At 35.9% G+C, this 17,840-nt stretch carries 12 protein-coding genes; 7 read left to right on the plus strand and 5 right to left on the minus strand.

Annotated features, from left to right (window positions below; genetic code table 11):
- Positions 1–35 precede the first annotated feature (35 nt).
- From IIF7_RS02530 to IIF7_RS02560, 7 genes are all read left to right on the plus strand, one after another.
- Positions 36–1,235 (plus strand): glutamate-5-semialdehyde dehydrogenase, encoded by a 1,200-nt coding sequence (locus tag IIF7_RS02530; protein WP_084840106.1) that lies wholly within the window; start codon positions 36–38, stop codon positions 1,233–1,235.
- 133 nt (positions 1,236–1,368) lie between these two features.
- Positions 1,369–3,240 carry a M61 family metallopeptidase gene (locus tag IIF7_RS02535; RefSeq protein ID WP_084840107.1) on the plus strand — a complete coding sequence of 624 codons (1,872 nt, stop codon included), beginning with the start codon at positions 1,369–1,371 and terminating at the stop codon, positions 3,238–3,240.
- 165 nt (positions 3,241–3,405) lie between these two features.
- The gene (locus tag IIF7_RS02540) at positions 3,406–5,409 is read left to right on the plus strand and encodes a monovalent cation:proton antiporter family protein (RefSeq protein WP_084840108.1); all 2,004 of its coding nucleotides are present in this window, start codon (positions 3,406–3,408) and stop codon (positions 5,407–5,409) included.
- 165 nt (positions 5,410–5,574) lie between these two features.
- On the plus strand, positions 5,575–7,245 hold the full coding sequence (locus IIF7_RS02545; protein WP_084840109.1) for an ABC1 kinase family protein: 1,671 nt from the start codon (positions 5,575–5,577) through the stop codon (positions 7,243–7,245).
- Between the two features lie 103 nt (positions 7,246–7,348).
- The gene (locus IIF7_RS02550) at positions 7,349–7,723 is read left to right on the plus strand and encodes a hypothetical protein (protein WP_084840110.1); all 375 of its coding nucleotides are present in this window, start codon (positions 7,349–7,351) and stop codon (positions 7,721–7,723) included.
- Between the two features lie 115 nt (positions 7,724–7,838).
- The gene (locus tag IIF7_RS02555) at positions 7,839–8,657 is read left to right on the plus strand and encodes an HAEPLYID family protein (RefSeq protein WP_084840111.1); all 819 of its coding nucleotides are present in this window, start codon (positions 7,839–7,841) and stop codon (positions 8,655–8,657) included.
- A gap of 150 nt (positions 8,658–8,807) precedes the next feature.
- Positions 8,808–10,289, plus strand: a complete 1,482-nt coding sequence (locus tag IIF7_RS02560) for a S10 family peptidase (protein WP_084840112.1) — start codon at positions 8,808–8,810, stop codon at positions 10,287–10,289.
- 162 nt (positions 10,290–10,451) lie between these two features.
- Here the strand turns inward: IIF7_RS02560 and IIF7_RS02565 are convergent, their stop codons facing one another.
- The 5 genes from IIF7_RS02565 to IIF7_RS02585 form a co-directional block, all read right to left on the minus strand.
- A complete protein-coding gene (locus IIF7_RS02565; protein WP_084840113.1) occupies positions 10,452–11,234 on the minus strand; it encodes an SDR family oxidoreductase in 783 nt (260 codons plus the stop codon).
- A 102-nt stretch (positions 11,235–11,336) separates the two neighbouring features.
- Complete coding sequence (gene thrC / locus IIF7_RS02570; RefSeq protein ID WP_084840114.1) at positions 11,337–12,632, minus strand: threonine synthase; 1,296 nt, start codon at positions 12,630–12,632, stop codon at positions 11,337–11,339.
- A 5-nt stretch (positions 12,633–12,637) separates the two neighbouring features.
- Positions 12,638–13,558, minus strand: a complete 921-nt coding sequence (locus IIF7_RS02575) for a homoserine kinase (RefSeq protein WP_084840329.1) — start codon at positions 13,556–13,558, stop codon at positions 12,638–12,640.
- A gap of 2 nt (positions 13,559–13,560) precedes the next feature.
- Positions 13,561–16,008, minus strand: coding sequence for a bifunctional aspartate kinase/homoserine dehydrogenase I (gene thrA / locus IIF7_RS02580; RefSeq protein WP_084840115.1), 2,448 nt, complete (start codon positions 16,006–16,008; stop codon positions 13,561–13,563).
- 357 nt (positions 16,009–16,365) lie between these two features.
- On the minus strand, positions 16,366–17,829 hold the full coding sequence (locus IIF7_RS02585) for a magnesium chelatase (RefSeq protein ID WP_084840116.1): 1,464 nt from the start codon (positions 17,827–17,829) through the stop codon (positions 16,366–16,368).
- Positions 17,830–17,840: the final 11 nt, after the last annotated feature.

The raw sequence follows: 17,840 nt of genomic DNA on the forward strand, positions 1-17,840 counted from the left end.
CGGGTAATTAACTAATTAAACTTAAAGCAGATAAAATGATACTTTTAAATTCAGATAAAAAAAATAATGTTTTAAAATCCATGATGCGAATTTTGGATGAAAAACGAGCAGAAATTATCGCAGAAAATAAAAAGGATCTTGAAGCTTTTGGAGAAGGAGATCAGGCGATGTACGATCGTTTGGTTTGTGACGATAAGAAGGTGGATGGTATGATTACTTCAGTAAAAGAAGTAATGGAACAGGAAGATCCTGTAGGACAAACTATCGAGCATAGGAGACTTGATACTGGTCTTGATATTACTAATAAAACAGCTCCTTTTGGAAACATCATGATTATTTACGAATCTAGACCAGATGTTACCATCGAGGCCGCTGTGCTTGCTTTTAAAGCAAATAATAAAATTTACCTTAAAGGTGGTAAAGAAGCGATTAACAGTAATAAAATTCTTGTAGAATGCTGGCATGAGGCGCTTAAAGAAAATGATCTAAGTTCAGATTGGATAGAGTTATTGCACCTTAGCCGTCCAGAGACTCAGGAATTTCTTAAAAATCCACCGGTACAATTAGACTTAATCGTACCAAGAGGTGGTGAGCGTTTAATTGGATTCGTAAAAGAACACGCAACTGGTGCAGTTTTAGTTAGTGGTAGAGGAAACAACTTCCTTTATGTTTCTAAAAATGCTGATTTTGAAACCGCTAAAAAAGTGATGCTAAATGCGAAAATCGATAAAATTTCGGGTTGTAATGCATTAGATAAAGTTCTTGTAGATGTTAACCTTCCAGATTACGAAGCTAAAATAAAAGAACTGCAGGAAATGTTCAAAGAAAATGAAGTAAACATCTTAGTAGATGATGATGTAAAAAAAGTGCTTAGCGATGAGGAAAGCATTCCATCTGAATCTACCTGGTACGAAGAGTTTCTTGCTATGAAGATCGTAATTGGTAGTATTGACGGTTTAGATGCTGCGATCGAAAAGATCAACAAATATTCTGGTGGACACTCAGCTTCTATTATTACCACAGATAAAGAAGAAGCGATTAAATTTATGGAACAGGTAGATAGTGCTGCCGTTTATCATAATGCTTCAACCAGATTTACTGATGGCGGACAAATGGGTGTTGGTGCAGAGCTGGCAATTAGTACAGATAAGCTTCACCATAGAGGACCATTAGGATTAAAACAGTTAACTACAAATAAATATTATGTGCTTGGTGACGGGCATATTAGAGCATAATTTTCATTATAAATGGAAAAACAAAAAGGGTGACAAGATTGTCACCCTTTTTAATGTCTTAAATTCGAAAAAATGGATACTAAAATGTAACTATTTGAGTTTTTAATAGTCCAATAAGAAAGATAAAATAAACATGAAGAAAATAGTGTATGCCGCTGCCTTACTGGCAAGTTTGTACTCTTGTAAAACTACACAAAACCTAACTTCTGAAGATCAACCAATTATCACTAAAATAGATTTGGTTAATGTAGAAGACGACAAAGTAAAAGTAAGTGTAGATCCTGCTAAAATTACTACTGAAGAAATTAGCTTTTTTATTCCGAAAACTGTTCCCGGAACTTACTCTACCGATAATTACGGAAGATTTATCGAAAACTTTAAAGCCTACGATTACGATGGTAACGAGTTAGAATTTACACATCAAGACGATAATACCTGGACGATCACCAATGCCAAAGCCTTAGACAAAGTAAGCTACGAGGTAAACGACAGTTACGATATCGAAGGTGAGAACGGTGTCTTTTCTCCTGCCGGAACTAATATCGATGCTTCTACCAATTTTATGCTGAATTTGCATGGTTTTGTAGGCTATTTTAGTAAACTTCAGGAAGAACCTTATCGCATAGAAATTCTTAAACCAAACAATCTTGTTGGCGGAACTTCACTAACAGTTACTACTGAAGATAAAAATACTGAAGACAATTTTAGTACAGATATTTTTAATGTAGGACGTTATTTTGAAGTAACAGATCATCCTATTATGTACGCAAAACCTGATACTACAAGTTTCGACGTTCAGGGTATGAAAGTGCTTTTAGATGTGTATTCCCCTAACGGCAAATTTTCTGCATTAGATATTAAACCAGGAATCGAAGAAATGATTGCCGCCCAAAAGAGATTTTTAGGAGATATAAATGATACTAAAAAATATGCAATTTTAGTATATTTATCTGATCTTCAGCAAAAAGATGCTCGTGGTTTTGGTGCTTTAGAACATCATACCAGTACTACCGTGGTTTTACCAGAAACCATGCAAAAAGCACAGTTAGACGAAACAATGAAAGATGTGGTTTCTCACGAATTCTTCCACATTGTGACTCCACTTAGTGTGCATTCTAACGAGATTCATTATTTCGACTATAACGATCCAAAAATGTCTCAGCATCTTTGGATGTATGAAGGAGTGACTGAATATTTTGCGAATCTTTTTCAGATCAATCAGGGATTAATCGCTAACCAGAATTTTTACGATCGTATGTCTGAAAAGATTGCTTCATCGATGAGTTTTGATGATACCGTTCCTTTTACAGTAATGAGCGAAAATATTCTTACAGACGAATATAAAGACAGCTACTATAATGTTTATCAAAAAGGTGCTTTAATAGGAATGGCATTAGACATTCGTCTAAGAGAACTAAGTAATGGCGAAATGGGTATTCTTGATCTTATGAAAAAATTAAGCAAGAAATACGGGAAAGATAAACCATTTAATGATGAAGATCTAATAGGTGATATTGTTGCATTAAGCTATCCTGAAATTCAATCATTTTTCGACCAATATGTAACCGGAGAAACGCCAATTCCTTACAACGAATTTTTCGCTAAAGTTGGTTTAGAAGAAAAATCTGTTATGGTAAACACCAGTTATTTCTTAAATGGGCAGGTTCCTTATATCGATGGTGATCCTGCTTCTGGTGAACTTTTCTTTAGAGAAGGTATTGGTTTTAATACGTTCTTAGAGAAACTTGGTGCTAAAGGTGGTGACGTAATTAAAACCATAAACGGAACAGAATACACTGTTCAAAATGTTTACGGATTAATTACAAGTTCACAATCCTGGGCAGAAGGCGACGATGTAGAGATCGTTGTAGATAGAAATGGCGAAGAAGTAACACTTACTGCTAAAGTTTCTCAACCACAAACTGAAGAAACTTCGATCACAGAAATGGATCTTCCAGCAGATAGTCCAAAAGTAAAATTAAGAGAAGCCTGGCTTAAAAAATAAGCCAAAAAATTAGAATCAAAAACATCTAATTTCAGCTTATATCATTGCTGCTTAAGATGCCTCTTTTCTATCAAAATTAGATAGTTTGAAGAAGTATTTTAAGCAGCTTTTTTATTCCGTTTAATTCAACTAAATTACCATCAAACTAACCAAAACTAATTTGCTATGGAAATCCCAATCTTACAGGATATTGTAGTTATTCTGGGATTATCGGTCCTTATTATTCTTGTAATTCAGAAGATAAAAATCCCTAGCATTTTAGGTTTTTTACTGGCAGGGATCATCGCCGGCCCGCATGCCTTTAATCTTATAAGCAATAGCCATGAGGTTGAATTATTAAGTGAAATAGGAATCATTTTCCTACTTTTTGTTATTGGGATCGAGCTTTCCTTAAAAGGCCTGGCTGCCATTAAGAACACTATTTTTATTGGCGGTGGTTTGCAGGTTGGTGGTACAATTTTATTTACAACTTTAGCTTCCCAACTGTTAGGTCTCCCTTTAAATACTTCAATCTTCCTGGGATTCCTGTTTTCTTTAAGTAGTACAGCGATCGTTTTAAAACTATTTCAACAAAGAGGTGAGATCACTTCTCCACATGGTAGGATTAGTATTGGTATTTTAATCTTTCAGGATATTATCGTTGTTCCAATGATGCTGCTTACACCAATATTGGCAGGAAAGTCAGATAATATTTTAATGACGGTAGGGATCTTAATTGGTAAGATTGCACTGGTTTTACTGGTTATATTTTTACTGGCAAAATATGTAGTTCCTAAAGTGTTTAGCTGGGTGGTAAAAACTAAAAACCAGGAACTTTTTATCTTAACTGTGGTCGTATTTTGTTTTGCGATCGCATGGCTTACCAGTTCTGTTGGTCTTTCTTTAGCGCTGGGTGCTTTTTTTGCCGGACTAATTATTTCTGAATCAGATTACAGCCATCAGGCTACTGCAAATGTGCTTCCTTTTCGTGAGATATTTATCAGTTTCTTTTTCATCTCGGTAGGAACACTTTTAGATTTAGGTTTCTTTTTCGATAATATCGGCTATATTCTTTTGCTGGTTCTTGGTGTAGTTTTACTGAAAATGTTAGTGATAGGAATTACCGTTTTAATACTGAAGTATAAACCCAGAACGGTTTTTATAACGCTTTTTAGCCTATTTCAGGTAGGAGAATTCTCTTTATTATTATCTGGCGTTGGTTTGGATAATGGTTTATTGCCTGAAAATATTTATCAGTATTTTCTTGCAATATCGATCTTGAGTATGGCGCTTACTCCGTTTTTAATCATGAATTCTTCAAAACTTACTTATACTATTCTAAAAGCGCCAATCCCTTCAGCAGTAAGACATCGTTTATCGAATATTAAAAAAAGTGCACATACAGATGAGCAGTTTTCCGAAGAAAATCTAAGCGATCATATCGTAATAATTGGCTATGGAACTAACGGAGAAAATATTGCAAAAGCAGCCAGAAGTGCAGATATTCCTTATGTGGTGGTAGATATCGATCCAGATTCTTTCGAGAATGCAAAGAAAAATCAGGAACCGGTAGTTTTTGGTGATGCAACAAATTCACTAATCTTAAAACATATTCATATTCAGGAAGCTCGTGTGGTAGTTATTGCTATTTCAGATACTACCGCTACCAAAAAGATCATTAGCACCATTCGTTTGTTTACGCAAACAGCTTTTATCATCGTTAGAACAAGGCAGGTAAAAGAAATCGAAGAACATCTTCGTGTAGGCGCAGATGAAGTGATTCCGGCAGATTTCGAAACTTCTATAGAGATCTTTACCAGGGTGCTTAAAAAATACCTGGTTCCTTACGACGAGATTGTTGAATTTACCAGCAATATTCGTTCCGCAGATTACGAAATGCTAACCCGATTAAAAGACAAACCGCATAATCCTGCCTTACATCATCTAAACATCCCTAACAAAGAAATTGCAACGCTTAGCGTTCAGCATAAAGACAAAAATATTGTTGGAAAAAGTCTGGAAGAATCGGGCATGGCTAAAAATTACGGTGTGACGGTTCTTGCTATCAAAAGAGATACTAAATACTTAACTGAAATCACACCGAAAACCAAAATTAAACGCGGTGACCTTATTTATGTTTTTGGCAATCCTTCAAATATCAATCATCTAAATAGCTTATTAGCGGTTTAAAAATATATGCCGATTTTATCGAATTTTAGCCCTTATTTTTCAGAAAACTATAGCTGTAATTTCAGAAAGAAAAAGATTAAACCTTTAAAGTGCTAAAACTAAGCTAAGATGCACGGCTAAAAGACTAAAGAATTGTAATTTGCTTTGCAACCTAAGCAAAAAGCAATGTCTATACTACCCGAAAACTTTACACGATATCGTAAATTTTTCAGTTTTATGCTGAAATATGCTAATAGTGATCTCTTTAAGAAAACTACCGCAAAAGCTTTTGAAGATGCTTCTAGCGAAAATAAAGATCAGGATAGTTATGATCGTTCTCCTGAAGAGTTAGTAGAAGATTTAAAAAATATGGGACCTACCTATATTAAATTGGGACAATTGCTTTCTACTCGCCCAGATTTGTTACCAGACGCCTATCTAAAAGCACTGGCGACCTTACAGGACGATGTGCCGCCAATCCCTTACGAAGAAGTGCACCAAATCGTGGAAGAGGATCTGGGAACACGAATTTCAAAAGCTTTTGATACGTTCGAGGAAAAACCAATCGCAAGTGCTTCTATTGGCCAAGTGCATTATGCCACATTGCGCAGCGGTAGGCCGGTTGCGGTAAAAATTCAGCGTCCCGGTATTAAGAAAAAGTTCCTGGACGATATGGATACGCTTCAGGAAATGGCAGATCTGGCAGTTAAACATTCAAAAATTGCTAAAAAATATGCGATCGATACGGTTTTAGCCGAATTACGTCGCATTTTATTGAACGAACTTGATTATTCAAAAGAACAGCAAAATCTTATTACACTAGGAGAAAATCTGTTGCCGTATAATTACTTAATCGTTCCTGAACCTGTGCCAGATTATTGTGGAAGCAGAGTTTTAGCGATGGATTTTATCGACGGAAAAAAAATAACATCCCTCTCCCCGCTTAAGCAATTAGAAGTTGATTATGCGCCGATGGTAGATCAATTGGTTGAAGCTTATTTACAACAGATCATTAACGACGGATTTGTACATGCAGATCCACATCCCGGTAATATTCAGTTTACAAAAGATAGCAAAATTGCACTAATTGATCTTGGAATGGTGGCTAAATTTACTAGCCACATGCAGGAATGTTTGCTTCAGCTACTTATAGCGATTAGTAACAACAATGGGCCAGAAACAGCTCATATCATTATCAATATGAGTGAGATTGATGACGATAGCGATCTCCCTACTTTCAATAAAATAATTAGTGATATAATTATGGAAAGTGAGAATAGCCCAGCGAAAGAATTGCAAACAGGTAGATTATTGATTCAGTTAAATCGCCTTGCGGCTGAAACCGGTATTCATATGCCTGTTGAAGTAAATATTCTAGGGAAAGTATTGCTGAATATGGATCAAATCATCGCTGTTTTAGATCCTGAATTTGATCTAAGGGTTGCCATAAAAAAACATGCACAAAAGATCATGCAAAAAAAGATGTATGATGAACTGAAGCCAGAGAATTTCTTCTCGATGCTACTAGAATCCAAAAAACTGGTAGAACATATCCCAGAGCGCTTAAATAAGATCACAGATAATCTTGCTGAAAATAAGTTTAAAGTAAATATCGAAGCTCTAGATGAAGAAAGGCTTACCGATGGTTTTCAGAAAATAGCCAATAGAATTACGTTAGGGATCATCATTGCAGCAATGATTATTGGAGCATCAATGCTTATGCAAATACCAACAGATTTTGTGATCTTTGGATATCCCGGATTCGCCATTTTATTTTTTATACTAGCTGCATTTTTAGGAATCTGGCTTAGTTATGTGATCATTTTTAGAGATAACAACCTGAATAATAAAAAATAAAATTCCACTTTTTCAATTCAGTTGGAAATAGTATTTTTCCAAAATCAAAAACCCCGGCGGCAATTCAATTAAAAAAATCAGGATTGCGAGGAAAATATAGTTGATGCAAATTTTCAGGAATAATAAAACTTTACGTTATTTCAGCTTAATCATTGGCTTGGTGATCTTAAACATCAGTGTCGATTCGCCCGACTTTAATAAGAAATTCCCTGAAGATCTTAATCTTAATGATCAGGAAAGTATTGTTGAAATCCTGATCGAAAAAATTCTGGGTTTTGAAAATGCGATTCCTGAATATGAAGACAGTGATAGTGAAAATCAACTGGTAAAAAAAGATTTTTCGGTAGACAATTATGTCTTGGATAAAAAACCTGAAATCTTTTTCGATATTTCTTTACAGAAATTAATGAATTCAGAATATCAGCATAAATATTACAATTTCTATCCAGAAGTTACTTCTCCCCCTCCAAAAGTTTAGATTCTAATTTTCATCTGGCAAATTAATTTTTGCTTTCTAAACAATTTACCAACTCTAATCCTGCATTCTGAAAGGATTTAGAGACTATTATTATTTGAAAAAATCTAAACTTATAATGAATAAAATCATAAGTAAACTTATACTTCCAATTTTATTGGTAAGTACAGCTATTACGGCTCAAAATATTGAAGATACAGAAACAAAAAAAGACAGTCTTCCCGCAAAAGTTTTACATGCTGAACCTTTATATATCGATTTAATTAGGGATCTGGGCGCCAGAAAAGGCGAAAGAGAATGGAATCTTGGTGTAGGCCTTACCGATAACGAAAATTATGACGAATACACTGCCTTGATAGAATATGAATGGGCTCCAATGGATCGATTAGGATTAGAGATCGAACTACCTTTTTCTTTATACTATCCAACTGAAGATGGATCTGCTCCCGGAAATAACCTTAACAGCATAAAAATGGCTGGGCAATACAGTTTTTTAGTCTCAGAAAAACACCAGGCTTCTATGGCGATTGGTTATATCCAGGAATTCACGCTAACCGAATTCAATAATTATGGCAGGGAAACTTTATTTACAGGATTGGTTTACAATCCGTTTTTGATCGCTGCAAAACGACTAGGCAGTAATTTTCATTCGCTTATTTATACCGGGCCGGTATTCGATCATCATTTTAATAATGGAAATATCACTACTACCTGGCAAATCAACTCTAATATCCATTATATGATTCCGGGTACACGAAATTTTATTGGAGTAGAATTTAATAAAGAAATATACGATGGTGAATTTGATATGACCATTAGACCACAAATGCGCGTAGATGTAAGTGATCATCTATTGGTGGGTATCGTTACAGGAATCCCCATAGATAAAGATAATGAAAGATTCAGTTCATTTTTAAGACTTATCTACGAGCCATAATATTCAGGCCGAAATTCGATAAAAAGGAGCCTTATTTTTTTAAAGGCTCCTTTTATTTTAAGCCGATTTTGTACAATTTAAGCCCTGTTTTTGTAGAACATAAGAAATAGCAGTATTTTTCAGCTTTAACCCTAAACAATTTAATCACCAATGAAGAAAATTTATTTCCTCTTTTTCTCACTTATGGCTACAGTTTCTTTTGCTCAAAAAGTAAAAGTTCCGGTAGATACTACTGTAGTTACCGATCATTCGGTTACCATAAAAGGAAAAAACATCAATTATTCAGCTCAAACCGGGATGCAACCAGTTTGGGACGATCAGGGCAATCCTATTGCCAGCCTTTACTATACATATTACAAAAAAAGTGATGTTAAAAACACCGAAAATCGACCTTTAGTGATCTCTTTTAATGGAGGGCCTGGTTCTGCTTCGGTTTGGATGCACATTGCCTATACTGGCCCAAGAATCCTAAAAATCGACGATGAAGGTTATCCTGTACAACCATACGGAATTAAAGAAAATCCATATTCGATATTAGACGTTGCCGATATCATTTATGTAAATCCTGTAAATACTGGATATTCCAGACCTATTCCAGACGAGAATGGTAAAGTTGATAAATCTAAATTCTTTGGTGTAAACCAGGATATTAGTTATTTGGCCGAATGGTTAAATACTTTTGTTACTCGCGAAAATCGTTGGTTATCGCCTAAATATTTAATTGGAGAAAGCTACGGAACGACCAGAGTAAGTGGATTAGCTTTAGAGCTTCAGGATAGCCAGTGGATGTATTTAAATGGAGTGATCCTGGTTTCCCCTACCGAACTGGGAATTGATCGTGAAGGTCCTGTTGAAGTTGCTAATCGCTTACCTTATTTTGCGGCTACGGCGTGGTATCACAAATTGCTTCCACAGGAATTACAGAGTAAATCTTTAACCGATCTTTTAGAAGAGGTTGAAGAATATAGCATTAACGAATTACTTCCAGTACTGGTTAAAGGTGGTTTTGCTTCAGAAGCAACTAAAAATGCCACTGCTGAAAAAATGGCTTATTATTCTAGCGTAGATAAAGAGGTTTATCTTCAGAATAATTTAGAATTACCTATTGGTGCTTTTTGGAAAGAACTTCGTCGCGAAGATGGTTTTACCGTAGGGCGTTTGGATTCTCGTTACTTAGGAATCGATCGTAAAGAGTCTGGTAATTATCCAGATTATAATGCCGAATTAACCTCTTGGTTGCATTCTTTTACTCCGGCGATCAATTATTACTTAAGAGAAGATCTTAATTTTAAGACCGATCTTAAATACTTTATGTTTGGCCCGGTTCATCCATGGGATAGAAGTCGCGATAACACAGGAGAGAATTTAAGACAGGCTATGGCGCAAAATCCCAATTTAGATGTAATGATCCAGTCTGGTTATTTTGATGGTGCCTGTACTTATTTTAATGCGAAATACTCGATGTGGCAATTAGATCCTAGCGGGAAAATGCAAGACAGACTTTCTTTTAAAGGTTACGAAAGTGGACATATGATGTATCTTAGAAAAGCTGATCTAGAAACTGCAAACGAAGATATTCGTGAATTCATTAAAAACAGCTTACCTGCTGAAGGGGCTCCAGTAAAATATTAAGCTGAAGTTATTAATATAAAAAAGCCTTTCCAGATCTGGAAAGGCTTTTTTTATCTAAAATTATAAGTAAACTACCTCGGGGCAAGCCCACAAGTCATTCACTAAAAAAATAATTTCGAGGCAAGCCTCGGAGTATTATACCCTTTGGCGGCGCCAATACAATTATGGATTACCGTACATGTTAGATTCCCCACCATCTATTGCAATTGTTTGGCCGCTTACGTAACCATTATCTGCACTAAGCAAATATGCTACCAGTTTTCCTACATCCTGAGGATCTCCCAAAGATCTAGTTGGGTTTCTGCTTGCATATTCTTTTTCGGCTGCTTTTGGATCTTCTGGGTTCACCTGTTTAAATGCTTCGGCTACCATAGGAGTTAAAATTGCTCCAGGCGCGATCGCATTCGTAAGGATTCCGTATTGTCCATATTCTAATGCAGCATTTTTAGTCATTCCACTCACCGCATGTTTACTGGCAACATAAGGAGATTGATTAAGCACTCCACGAATACCTCCAACAGATGCTACGTTTACAATACGCCCATATCCCTGCTCTTTCATTATTGGAAGGATATAACGTAAACCGTAATAAACACCCATTAAGTTGATATCGATAACTTTTTTAAAGACATCCATATCATAATCGATCATTGAAGCCTGTCTTCCTTCAATCCCGGCATTGTTGTAAAAACCGTCAATTCGACCAAATTTTTCTACTGTTTGATCGACGTAAGCTTTTACCTGATCTTCCTTAGAAACATCGGCTGTAACGCTTAATACTTCTAAACCTTCGTATGTCTTTTTTAGTTTTTCCTCTGCTTCTGCTAATGCATCTGCATTGTAATCTACTAAGACAAGTTTCGCTTTTTGTGAAGCTAAAACATCTGCGGCTGCATAACCCAGCCCCATTGCTCCACCAGTGATAATTACTACTTTATTTTCCATGATTTTTTAATGTTTCATCTATAAGCAATAAAATTACTGCTTTCTTGTACGAACAACAATTAGTGAACATTAAAATTTGATTAAAAATAGCTTCTTTTAAGATTAACTCAGTAAAAAAGATTTCAATTCGGCATAATCTTTAATCGAAATAGCTTTTTTCTCTTTATCCAAAACCTCTTTTATAGAATCTGGAATATCGATCTGCTTACCAATGGCATCTTCTACAGTTTCACGGAACTTACAAGGATGTGCAGTTTCTAAAAAAGCACCAATTTCATTTGGATGATCTTTAAAATACTCCTGAAGTCCTAAATAACCCACCGCTCCATGAGGATCCATCACATAACCGGTTTCTTTGTAAACCTCTTGCATGGCCTCTTTTGTAACTTCATCGTCGTAACTAAAACTGGTTAGATTTTCTTTTACGTTTCCGTATTCGTTTTGAAAAAGCTGTAAGATTCGCACAAAATTACTTGGATTCCCAATATCCATTGCATTTGAAATTGTCGAGACACTCGGTCTTGGCTCATAATTCCCGGTTTCCAGATAATCGGTAATCGTTCTATTCGCGTTATTCGAAGCGATAAAGTGTTTGATAGGAAGCCCTAATTCTTTCGCAACCATCCCGGCACAAACATTCCCAAAATTTCCACTTGGTACAGAAAATACAATATCTTTTCCTTCGGAAGCTAACTGGCGATACGCTAAAAAGTAATAGAACATCTGCGGAAGCCATCTGGCTACATTTATAGAATTGGCTGAAGTTAACTGTCTTACCGACTGGATTTCGTCATCTAGAAATGCCTGTTTCACCATATCCTGACATTGGTCGAAAGCGCCATCAATTTCTAAAGCGGTTACATTTTTACCAAGCGTGGTTAATTGTTTTTCCTGTATTTTGCTCACTTTGCCTTTAGGATATAAGATTACCACATCGATCCCTTCTACTCCTAAAAATCCGTTAGCCACTGCCCCACCGGTATCTCCAGAGGTTGCTACGAGCACGGTTACTTTACCAACTTCGTTCTTTGTGATAAAATACCCCAAACTACCTGCCATAAAGCGCGCTCCAACATCTTTAAATGCCAGAGTTGGCCCATGAAAAAGCTCTAAAGTGTACACATTATCTTTTACATGCACTACCGGAAAATCACAATCTAAAGTTTCAGCAATAATTTTTTTAAGTTCGGCTTCAGGAATTTCATTGCCAACAAATTGCTTTATCGCCTGGTAAGCGACTTCGGTTTGTGGCATATTGGGCAGATCTTTAAAAAAAGAATCTGGTAATTTTTCGATATTTTCAGGAAAATATAATCCTTTATCAGGAGCAAGACCTTTTATTACCGCATTCTCGAAGCTAGAAGAATGGCTTTTATTATTCAGACTAAAATAGTTCATGTTTTCTATAATATTTTAACTCCTTCAGGATTAATTTTTGATAAATGAAGATCGTAAGTTATACTTTGTTTTTCCATAAATTCGGCAATACTTGCTTTTACATTTTCGGCATTTTGCTGGCCTCTACACATCGCATAAACCGATGGCCCAGAACCTGAAATACCAAAACCAAGCGCTCCGCTTTCCAAAGAAATGGCCTTAATTTCATCGAAATACGGTATTAAAATCGACCGGATTGGCTCTACGATATCATCTTTAAGACTTCTTCCCAATAAATCATAATCATTAGTATATAAAGCGCTTACCAAAGCACCAAGATTTCCCCATTGGCTTACCGCTTTATCCAGACTAATATTTCGCTTAATGATCGCACGAGAATCCTTGGTTTTCACCTCGATTTGTGGATGAAGAATAACTACATTCAATTCTTCTGGAGATGGCAGCGATAAAACTTCTAATGGCTCATAACTTTTTACTAGTGTAAAACCACCAAGTAAGGCTGGCGCCACATTATCTGCATGCGCATTTCCACTGGCTAAACGTTCTCCTTCCATTGCAAAAGGTAAAAGTTCTGCACTCGAAAATGGGGAATCTAATAGCTTATTTACTGCATAAACAGCTCCAGCAGAACTGGCAGCACTACTACCAATTCCGCTTCCTGCTTTTATTTTTTTATAAATTTCGATATCAAAACCTTCGTTAGATTGCAGTTTTTCCAGCATAGCTTTTACCGCTACGCCAGCTACGTTTTGATCGACTTCCATAGGAAGATCCTGGCCTTCCATTTTTGTGATTCGAAGCTGGTTTAGATCATTTTTTTTAATGATCATCTCGTCTCCAACATTATCAAGGCAACAGCCCAAAACATCGAAACCACAGGAAAGGTTAGCTACCGTTGCCGGAGCAAAAACTTTTATTTCTTCCATCATTATTTCTTACCTATTCGTATAACATCGGCAAATATTCCCGAAGCTGTAACATCTGCTCCTGCTCCGGCTCCTTTAACGATTAATGGCTGAACGCTATAACGATCTGTAAAGAACAATACAATATTATCGCTACCGCTAAGATTATAAAAAGGATGATCTGCATCTACTTTTTGTAAACCAACAGAGGCTTTTCCATCTTCTAATTGCGCCACGTATTTAAGCTGAGCTCCATCCTTAGCCGCATCTTCGTAGATCTCTTTAAATTTACTTTCATCTTCCTGAAGCAGTTTAAAGAAATCTTCATTATTCTCTGTATTCAGACTTTCTTCAGAAAGGAAACTTTTGTTTTCGATATCGCTAAGCTCCATTTTTAGTCCGCTTTCACGAGACAAGATCAAAATTTTACGAGCAACATCTACTCCACTTAGATCGATCTTAGGATCTGGTTCAGTATAGCCTTCTTCCATTGCCTGTTCTACCGTTTTGTAAAATGGCTCGGTTCCGTTATAGGTATTAAAAACAAAGTTTAAACTACCCGAAAGTACCGCCTGTATCTTATGAATTCTATCTCCTGAAGCAATTAAATTTTTAAGCGTATCGATAATTGGCAATCCTGCACCAACATTGGTTTCGTAAAGGAAAGATGCTCCGTATTCTCTTGAAAGTTCCTGCAAATGCTGATAGTTTACCAAATCATCTGCTGCAGCGATCTTATTACAGGTTACTACTGCGATCGAGTTTGCAAGATATTCTTTATACCATTTTGAAATTTCAGCACTTGCGGTATTATCTACAAAAATGCTGTTACGTAAATTGAATTCTTTTACCTTATTAAAAAAGTTATGTTTACTGGCTTTTTCACCCGCATCCAGCAATTCTTGCCATTTACTTAAGTCAAGTCCGTTTTCATCAAAAACCATAGTTCTGGAATTTGACAATCCAAGAACACGAACTTTTAATCGTAATTTTTCAAGAAGATATTTTTCTTGTTTTTCTAATTGCGATAAAAGCTTACTACCAACATTTCCTACTCCGGTTATAAACAGGTTCAATTCTTTAGAAGGAACTTCAAAAAACTGTTCGTGTAGCGTATTTAGCGCTTTATTGATATCTTTTTTCGCAATTACAGCAGATATATTTCGCTCTGAAGATCCCTGTGCAATTGCTCTAATATTAATATTATTATTACCTAAAGCACTAAACATTTTACCGCTTAAACCGTGGTGACTCTTCATACGATCTCCTACCAAGGCAATGATAGCCACATTACCTTCTATTTCTACCGGTTTTATTTTTTGATAATCTATTTCAACTGAAAAAGCTTCATCTAAAGCTTCTTTTGCAGCCTGCGCTTCATCTCCTTTTACCGCTACACAAATACTATGCTCTGAAGATGCTTGCGTGATAAGCACAACATTGATATTCTCCTGGTAAAGTGTTTCAAAAAATCGTTTTGAAAAACCAGGAATTCCAACCATTCCGCTACCCTCAATATTCAGAAGTTTAATATCATCAATATGCGTGATACCGGTAACCCATCTAAAGTTTTCTTTACTTGATTTTGAAATTAAAGTTCCCGCATCATCTGGTACAAATGTATTTTTTATATGAATCTGGATTCCTTTATCCAACAATGGTTGAAGCGTTGGTGGATATAAAACTTTGGCTCCAAAATGCGATAATTCCATCGCTTCCTGATAAGATATATTTTGAAGCGGATACGCCTGATGCACCACATTTGGGTTTGCGGTGTACATTCCGTTTACATCGGTATAAATGATCACTTTAGCAACATCTAAAGCGCCACCAAAGATTGCAGCTGTAAAATCACTACCACCACGTCCTAAAGTACTTGGAACGCCCTGCTCGTTTTTAGCTACAAAACCAGGAACCACAAAAAGACTCGCGTCATTCTCTTTAAAATACTGAACAATATTTATGTTGGTCAGTTCGTAATTAAGCTGAATCTTTTCATTATTATTCTTACAAACGATCAATTCTCTCGAATCAATTAGAAGTGCATCGGTGGCTAGACTTTTAAAATATTCAGCAATAATTAATGAGGATAAGATCTCACCAAAACTGGAAACTACATGCTTGGTTTTATTCGATAATTCATTTAAAAGATAAACACCTTCGTAAAGCGTTTCTAATCTATTGAATTCGGTTTTCACCTTACTTAAAACTCCGCTTTGATTTTGAACAGGAATTAATTCTTTTACCGCATCAAGATGTCTTTTCTCGTTTAGAGCCAGAATTTCTTTATAGGCGCGATCTTCTTTAGCAGCCAGTTCGGCCATTTTTAAAAGATCGTTGGTTACCCCTCCAAACGCTGAAAAAACAGCGATGGTTTTATCTTGTTGCACATGCTTTTTTACAGTTTCGGCTACAAGTTTGATTCGCTCCGGAGAGGCCAAAGAAGATCCTCCGAATTTTAGAATATTCATAAGAATAATTTAATAGTTTGAAATAAATAGTTTTGAGTTCGTTCTAAAACGTGTGTGAGTGCGGACGGAAAATTATATACATACTACCCCAAAGGGGTAATAATTGTGCGAGTAATAATAATAGAAATAGCAGCTCCTGTGATAGGAGTTATTGTAGAAATGCTATTTAATTTAATACTCTTCATTGTTTTCCTTAAAAGATTTTATAAAAGTATAGAATTACGTAGAATTAAAAAACTAAAATTACACTTTTGCCGAAAAAATGTGAGATTTTCATAATTTCAAAAAAACAAAAGCCCGATTTTTAGTAAAACCGGGCTTTTGTTCCTTTTATTTCAACTTAATTCAGTCTAAAAATTATAATCCGCTTATATAACTTCCGTATAGATCATTAAATTGAATGCCTTTGGTATATCGTTGCTTGCTTAATTTCTTAAACTCTACCAATCCCCAAAGTAAAAATTCCTTTAAAAAATAGGTGTCGATTTTATCCATTTCTGGCTGATATTTTTTTATCAGCTCATTTAATGGCGCTACCTCATCTAATTTCTTCTTGTACTCTTCGTCGGTAAGATCATCTGGCAATTCAAAACCTGTTTGCTCAAAGAACCATTCTACCAAATCGTCATAAGGTGTTTTTTCATCGGGACGTTGTAGCTTTTCAATCTTAGGAAAATAATTAGGGAACAGTGTTTTCACCGCATCTCCCAGTAACTGAGTAGCTACAGCTGCAGCTCCTTCCTGCTCACCTTCATAAACTAGCTCTACTTTTCCAGTCACTGAAGGAATTACTCCCATAAAATCACCAAATCTTAGCAAAGTTTTATCTTCTCCATTCTTTAAAGTTCTGCGTTCTGCAGCACTTAAAAGATTTTCATAAGCGGTAATACTCATCCTAGCACTAATCCCACTTTTCTCGTCGATAAATTCACTTTCTCGAGCTTCAAAACCAATTTGTTCAAGCAGGTCTTTAGCTAGTTCTGGAACATAAACCATATCGGTTTGTCTGGAATCTAACTTTGCTTCCTGCTGGGTAATCGTTTTGGCGATCTCGATAGTTTCCGGATAATGCGTTAATATCTGCGAACCAATTCTATCCTTAAGCGGCGTTACAATACTACCACGATTAGTATAATCTTCTGGATTTGCGGTAAACACAAATTGCATATCTAAAGGTAGTCTTAATTTAAAACCACGAATCTGGATATCACCTTCCTGAAGAATATTGAAAAGCGCCACCTGAATTCTTGCCTGTAAGTCTGGTAATTCATTAATAACGAAAATACTTCGGTTAGCACGCGGAATCATCCCAAAATGAATCACGCGATCATCGGCATAACTTAGCTTTAAATTCGCTGCTTTTATAGGATCTACATCTCCAATTAAATCGGCTACTGTTACATCTGGTGTTGCCAGTTTTTCAAAGAATCGCTCGCTTCTGTGAATCCAGGTAATTGGCGTTTCGTCTCCTTTTTCAGCAATAAGCTCTTTTGCGTAACGTGAAATTGGGTTTAAAGGATCGTCACTAATTTCTGAACCTTCAACAGCCGGAATATATTGATCTAAAAGATTCAACATTAAACGCGCCAGCCTGGTTTTGGCCTGCCCACGTAATCCCAACAAATTGATGTTATGTTTTGATAAGATTGCTCGTTCTAATTCCGGAATTACGGTATCATCATAACCATGAATTCCGGTAAACGCAGGTTCGTTATTTTTAATTTTTTCAATTAAATTATCACGAAGCTCGTCTTTTATTCCTTTACTTATATATCCTGAAGATTTTAAATCTCCAAGGGTTTTCATTTTCTCAATATTCATATCTTCTTTTT

The sequence above is a fragment of the Zunongwangia atlantica 22II14-10F7 genome, assembly GCF_002094855.1.
GTDB lineage: Bacteria > Bacteroidota > Bacteroidia > Flavobacteriales > Flavobacteriaceae > Zunongwangia > Zunongwangia atlantica.

Coding starts and splice junctions, on each gene's coding strand:
- IIF7_RS02575 (WP_084840329.1), bottom strand. CDS start 13,558: ATGGAAGAAATAAAAGTTTTTGCTCCGGCAACGGTAGCTAACCTTTCC.
- IIF7_RS02550 (WP_084840110.1), top strand. CDS start 7,349: ATGCAAATTTTCAGGAATAATAAAACTTTACGTTATTTCAGCTTAATC.
- IIF7_RS02535 (WP_084840107.1), top strand. CDS start 1,369: ATGAAGAAAATAGTGTATGCCGCTGCCTTACTGGCAAGTTTGTACTCT.
- IIF7_RS02585 (WP_084840116.1), bottom strand. CDS start 17,829: ATGAATATTGAGAAAATGAAAACCCTTGGAGATTTAAAATCTTCAGGA.
- IIF7_RS02560 (WP_084840112.1), top strand. CDS start 8,808: ATGAAGAAAATTTATTTCCTCTTTTTCTCACTTATGGCTACAGTTTCT.
- thrC (WP_084840114.1), bottom strand. CDS start 12,632: ATGAACTATTTTAGTCTGAATAATAAAAGCCATTCTTCTAGCTTCGAG.
- IIF7_RS02540 (WP_084840108.1), top strand. CDS start 3,406: ATGGAAATCCCAATCTTACAGGATATTGTAGTTATTCTGGGATTATCG.
- IIF7_RS02530 (WP_084840106.1), top strand. CDS start 36: ATGATACTTTTAAATTCAGATAAAAAAAATAATGTTTTAAAATCCATG.
- thrA (WP_084840115.1), bottom strand. CDS start 16,008: ATGAATATTCTAAAATTCGGAGGATCTTCTTTGGCCTCTCCGGAGCGA.
- IIF7_RS02565 (WP_084840113.1), bottom strand. CDS start 11,234: ATGGAAAATAAAGTAGTAATTATCACTGGTGGAGCAATGGGGCTGGGT.
- IIF7_RS02545 (WP_084840109.1), top strand. CDS start 5,575: ATGTCTATACTACCCGAAAACTTTACACGATATCGTAAATTTTTCAGT.
- IIF7_RS02555 (WP_084840111.1), top strand. CDS start 7,839: ATGAATAAAATCATAAGTAAACTTATACTTCCAATTTTATTGGTAAGT.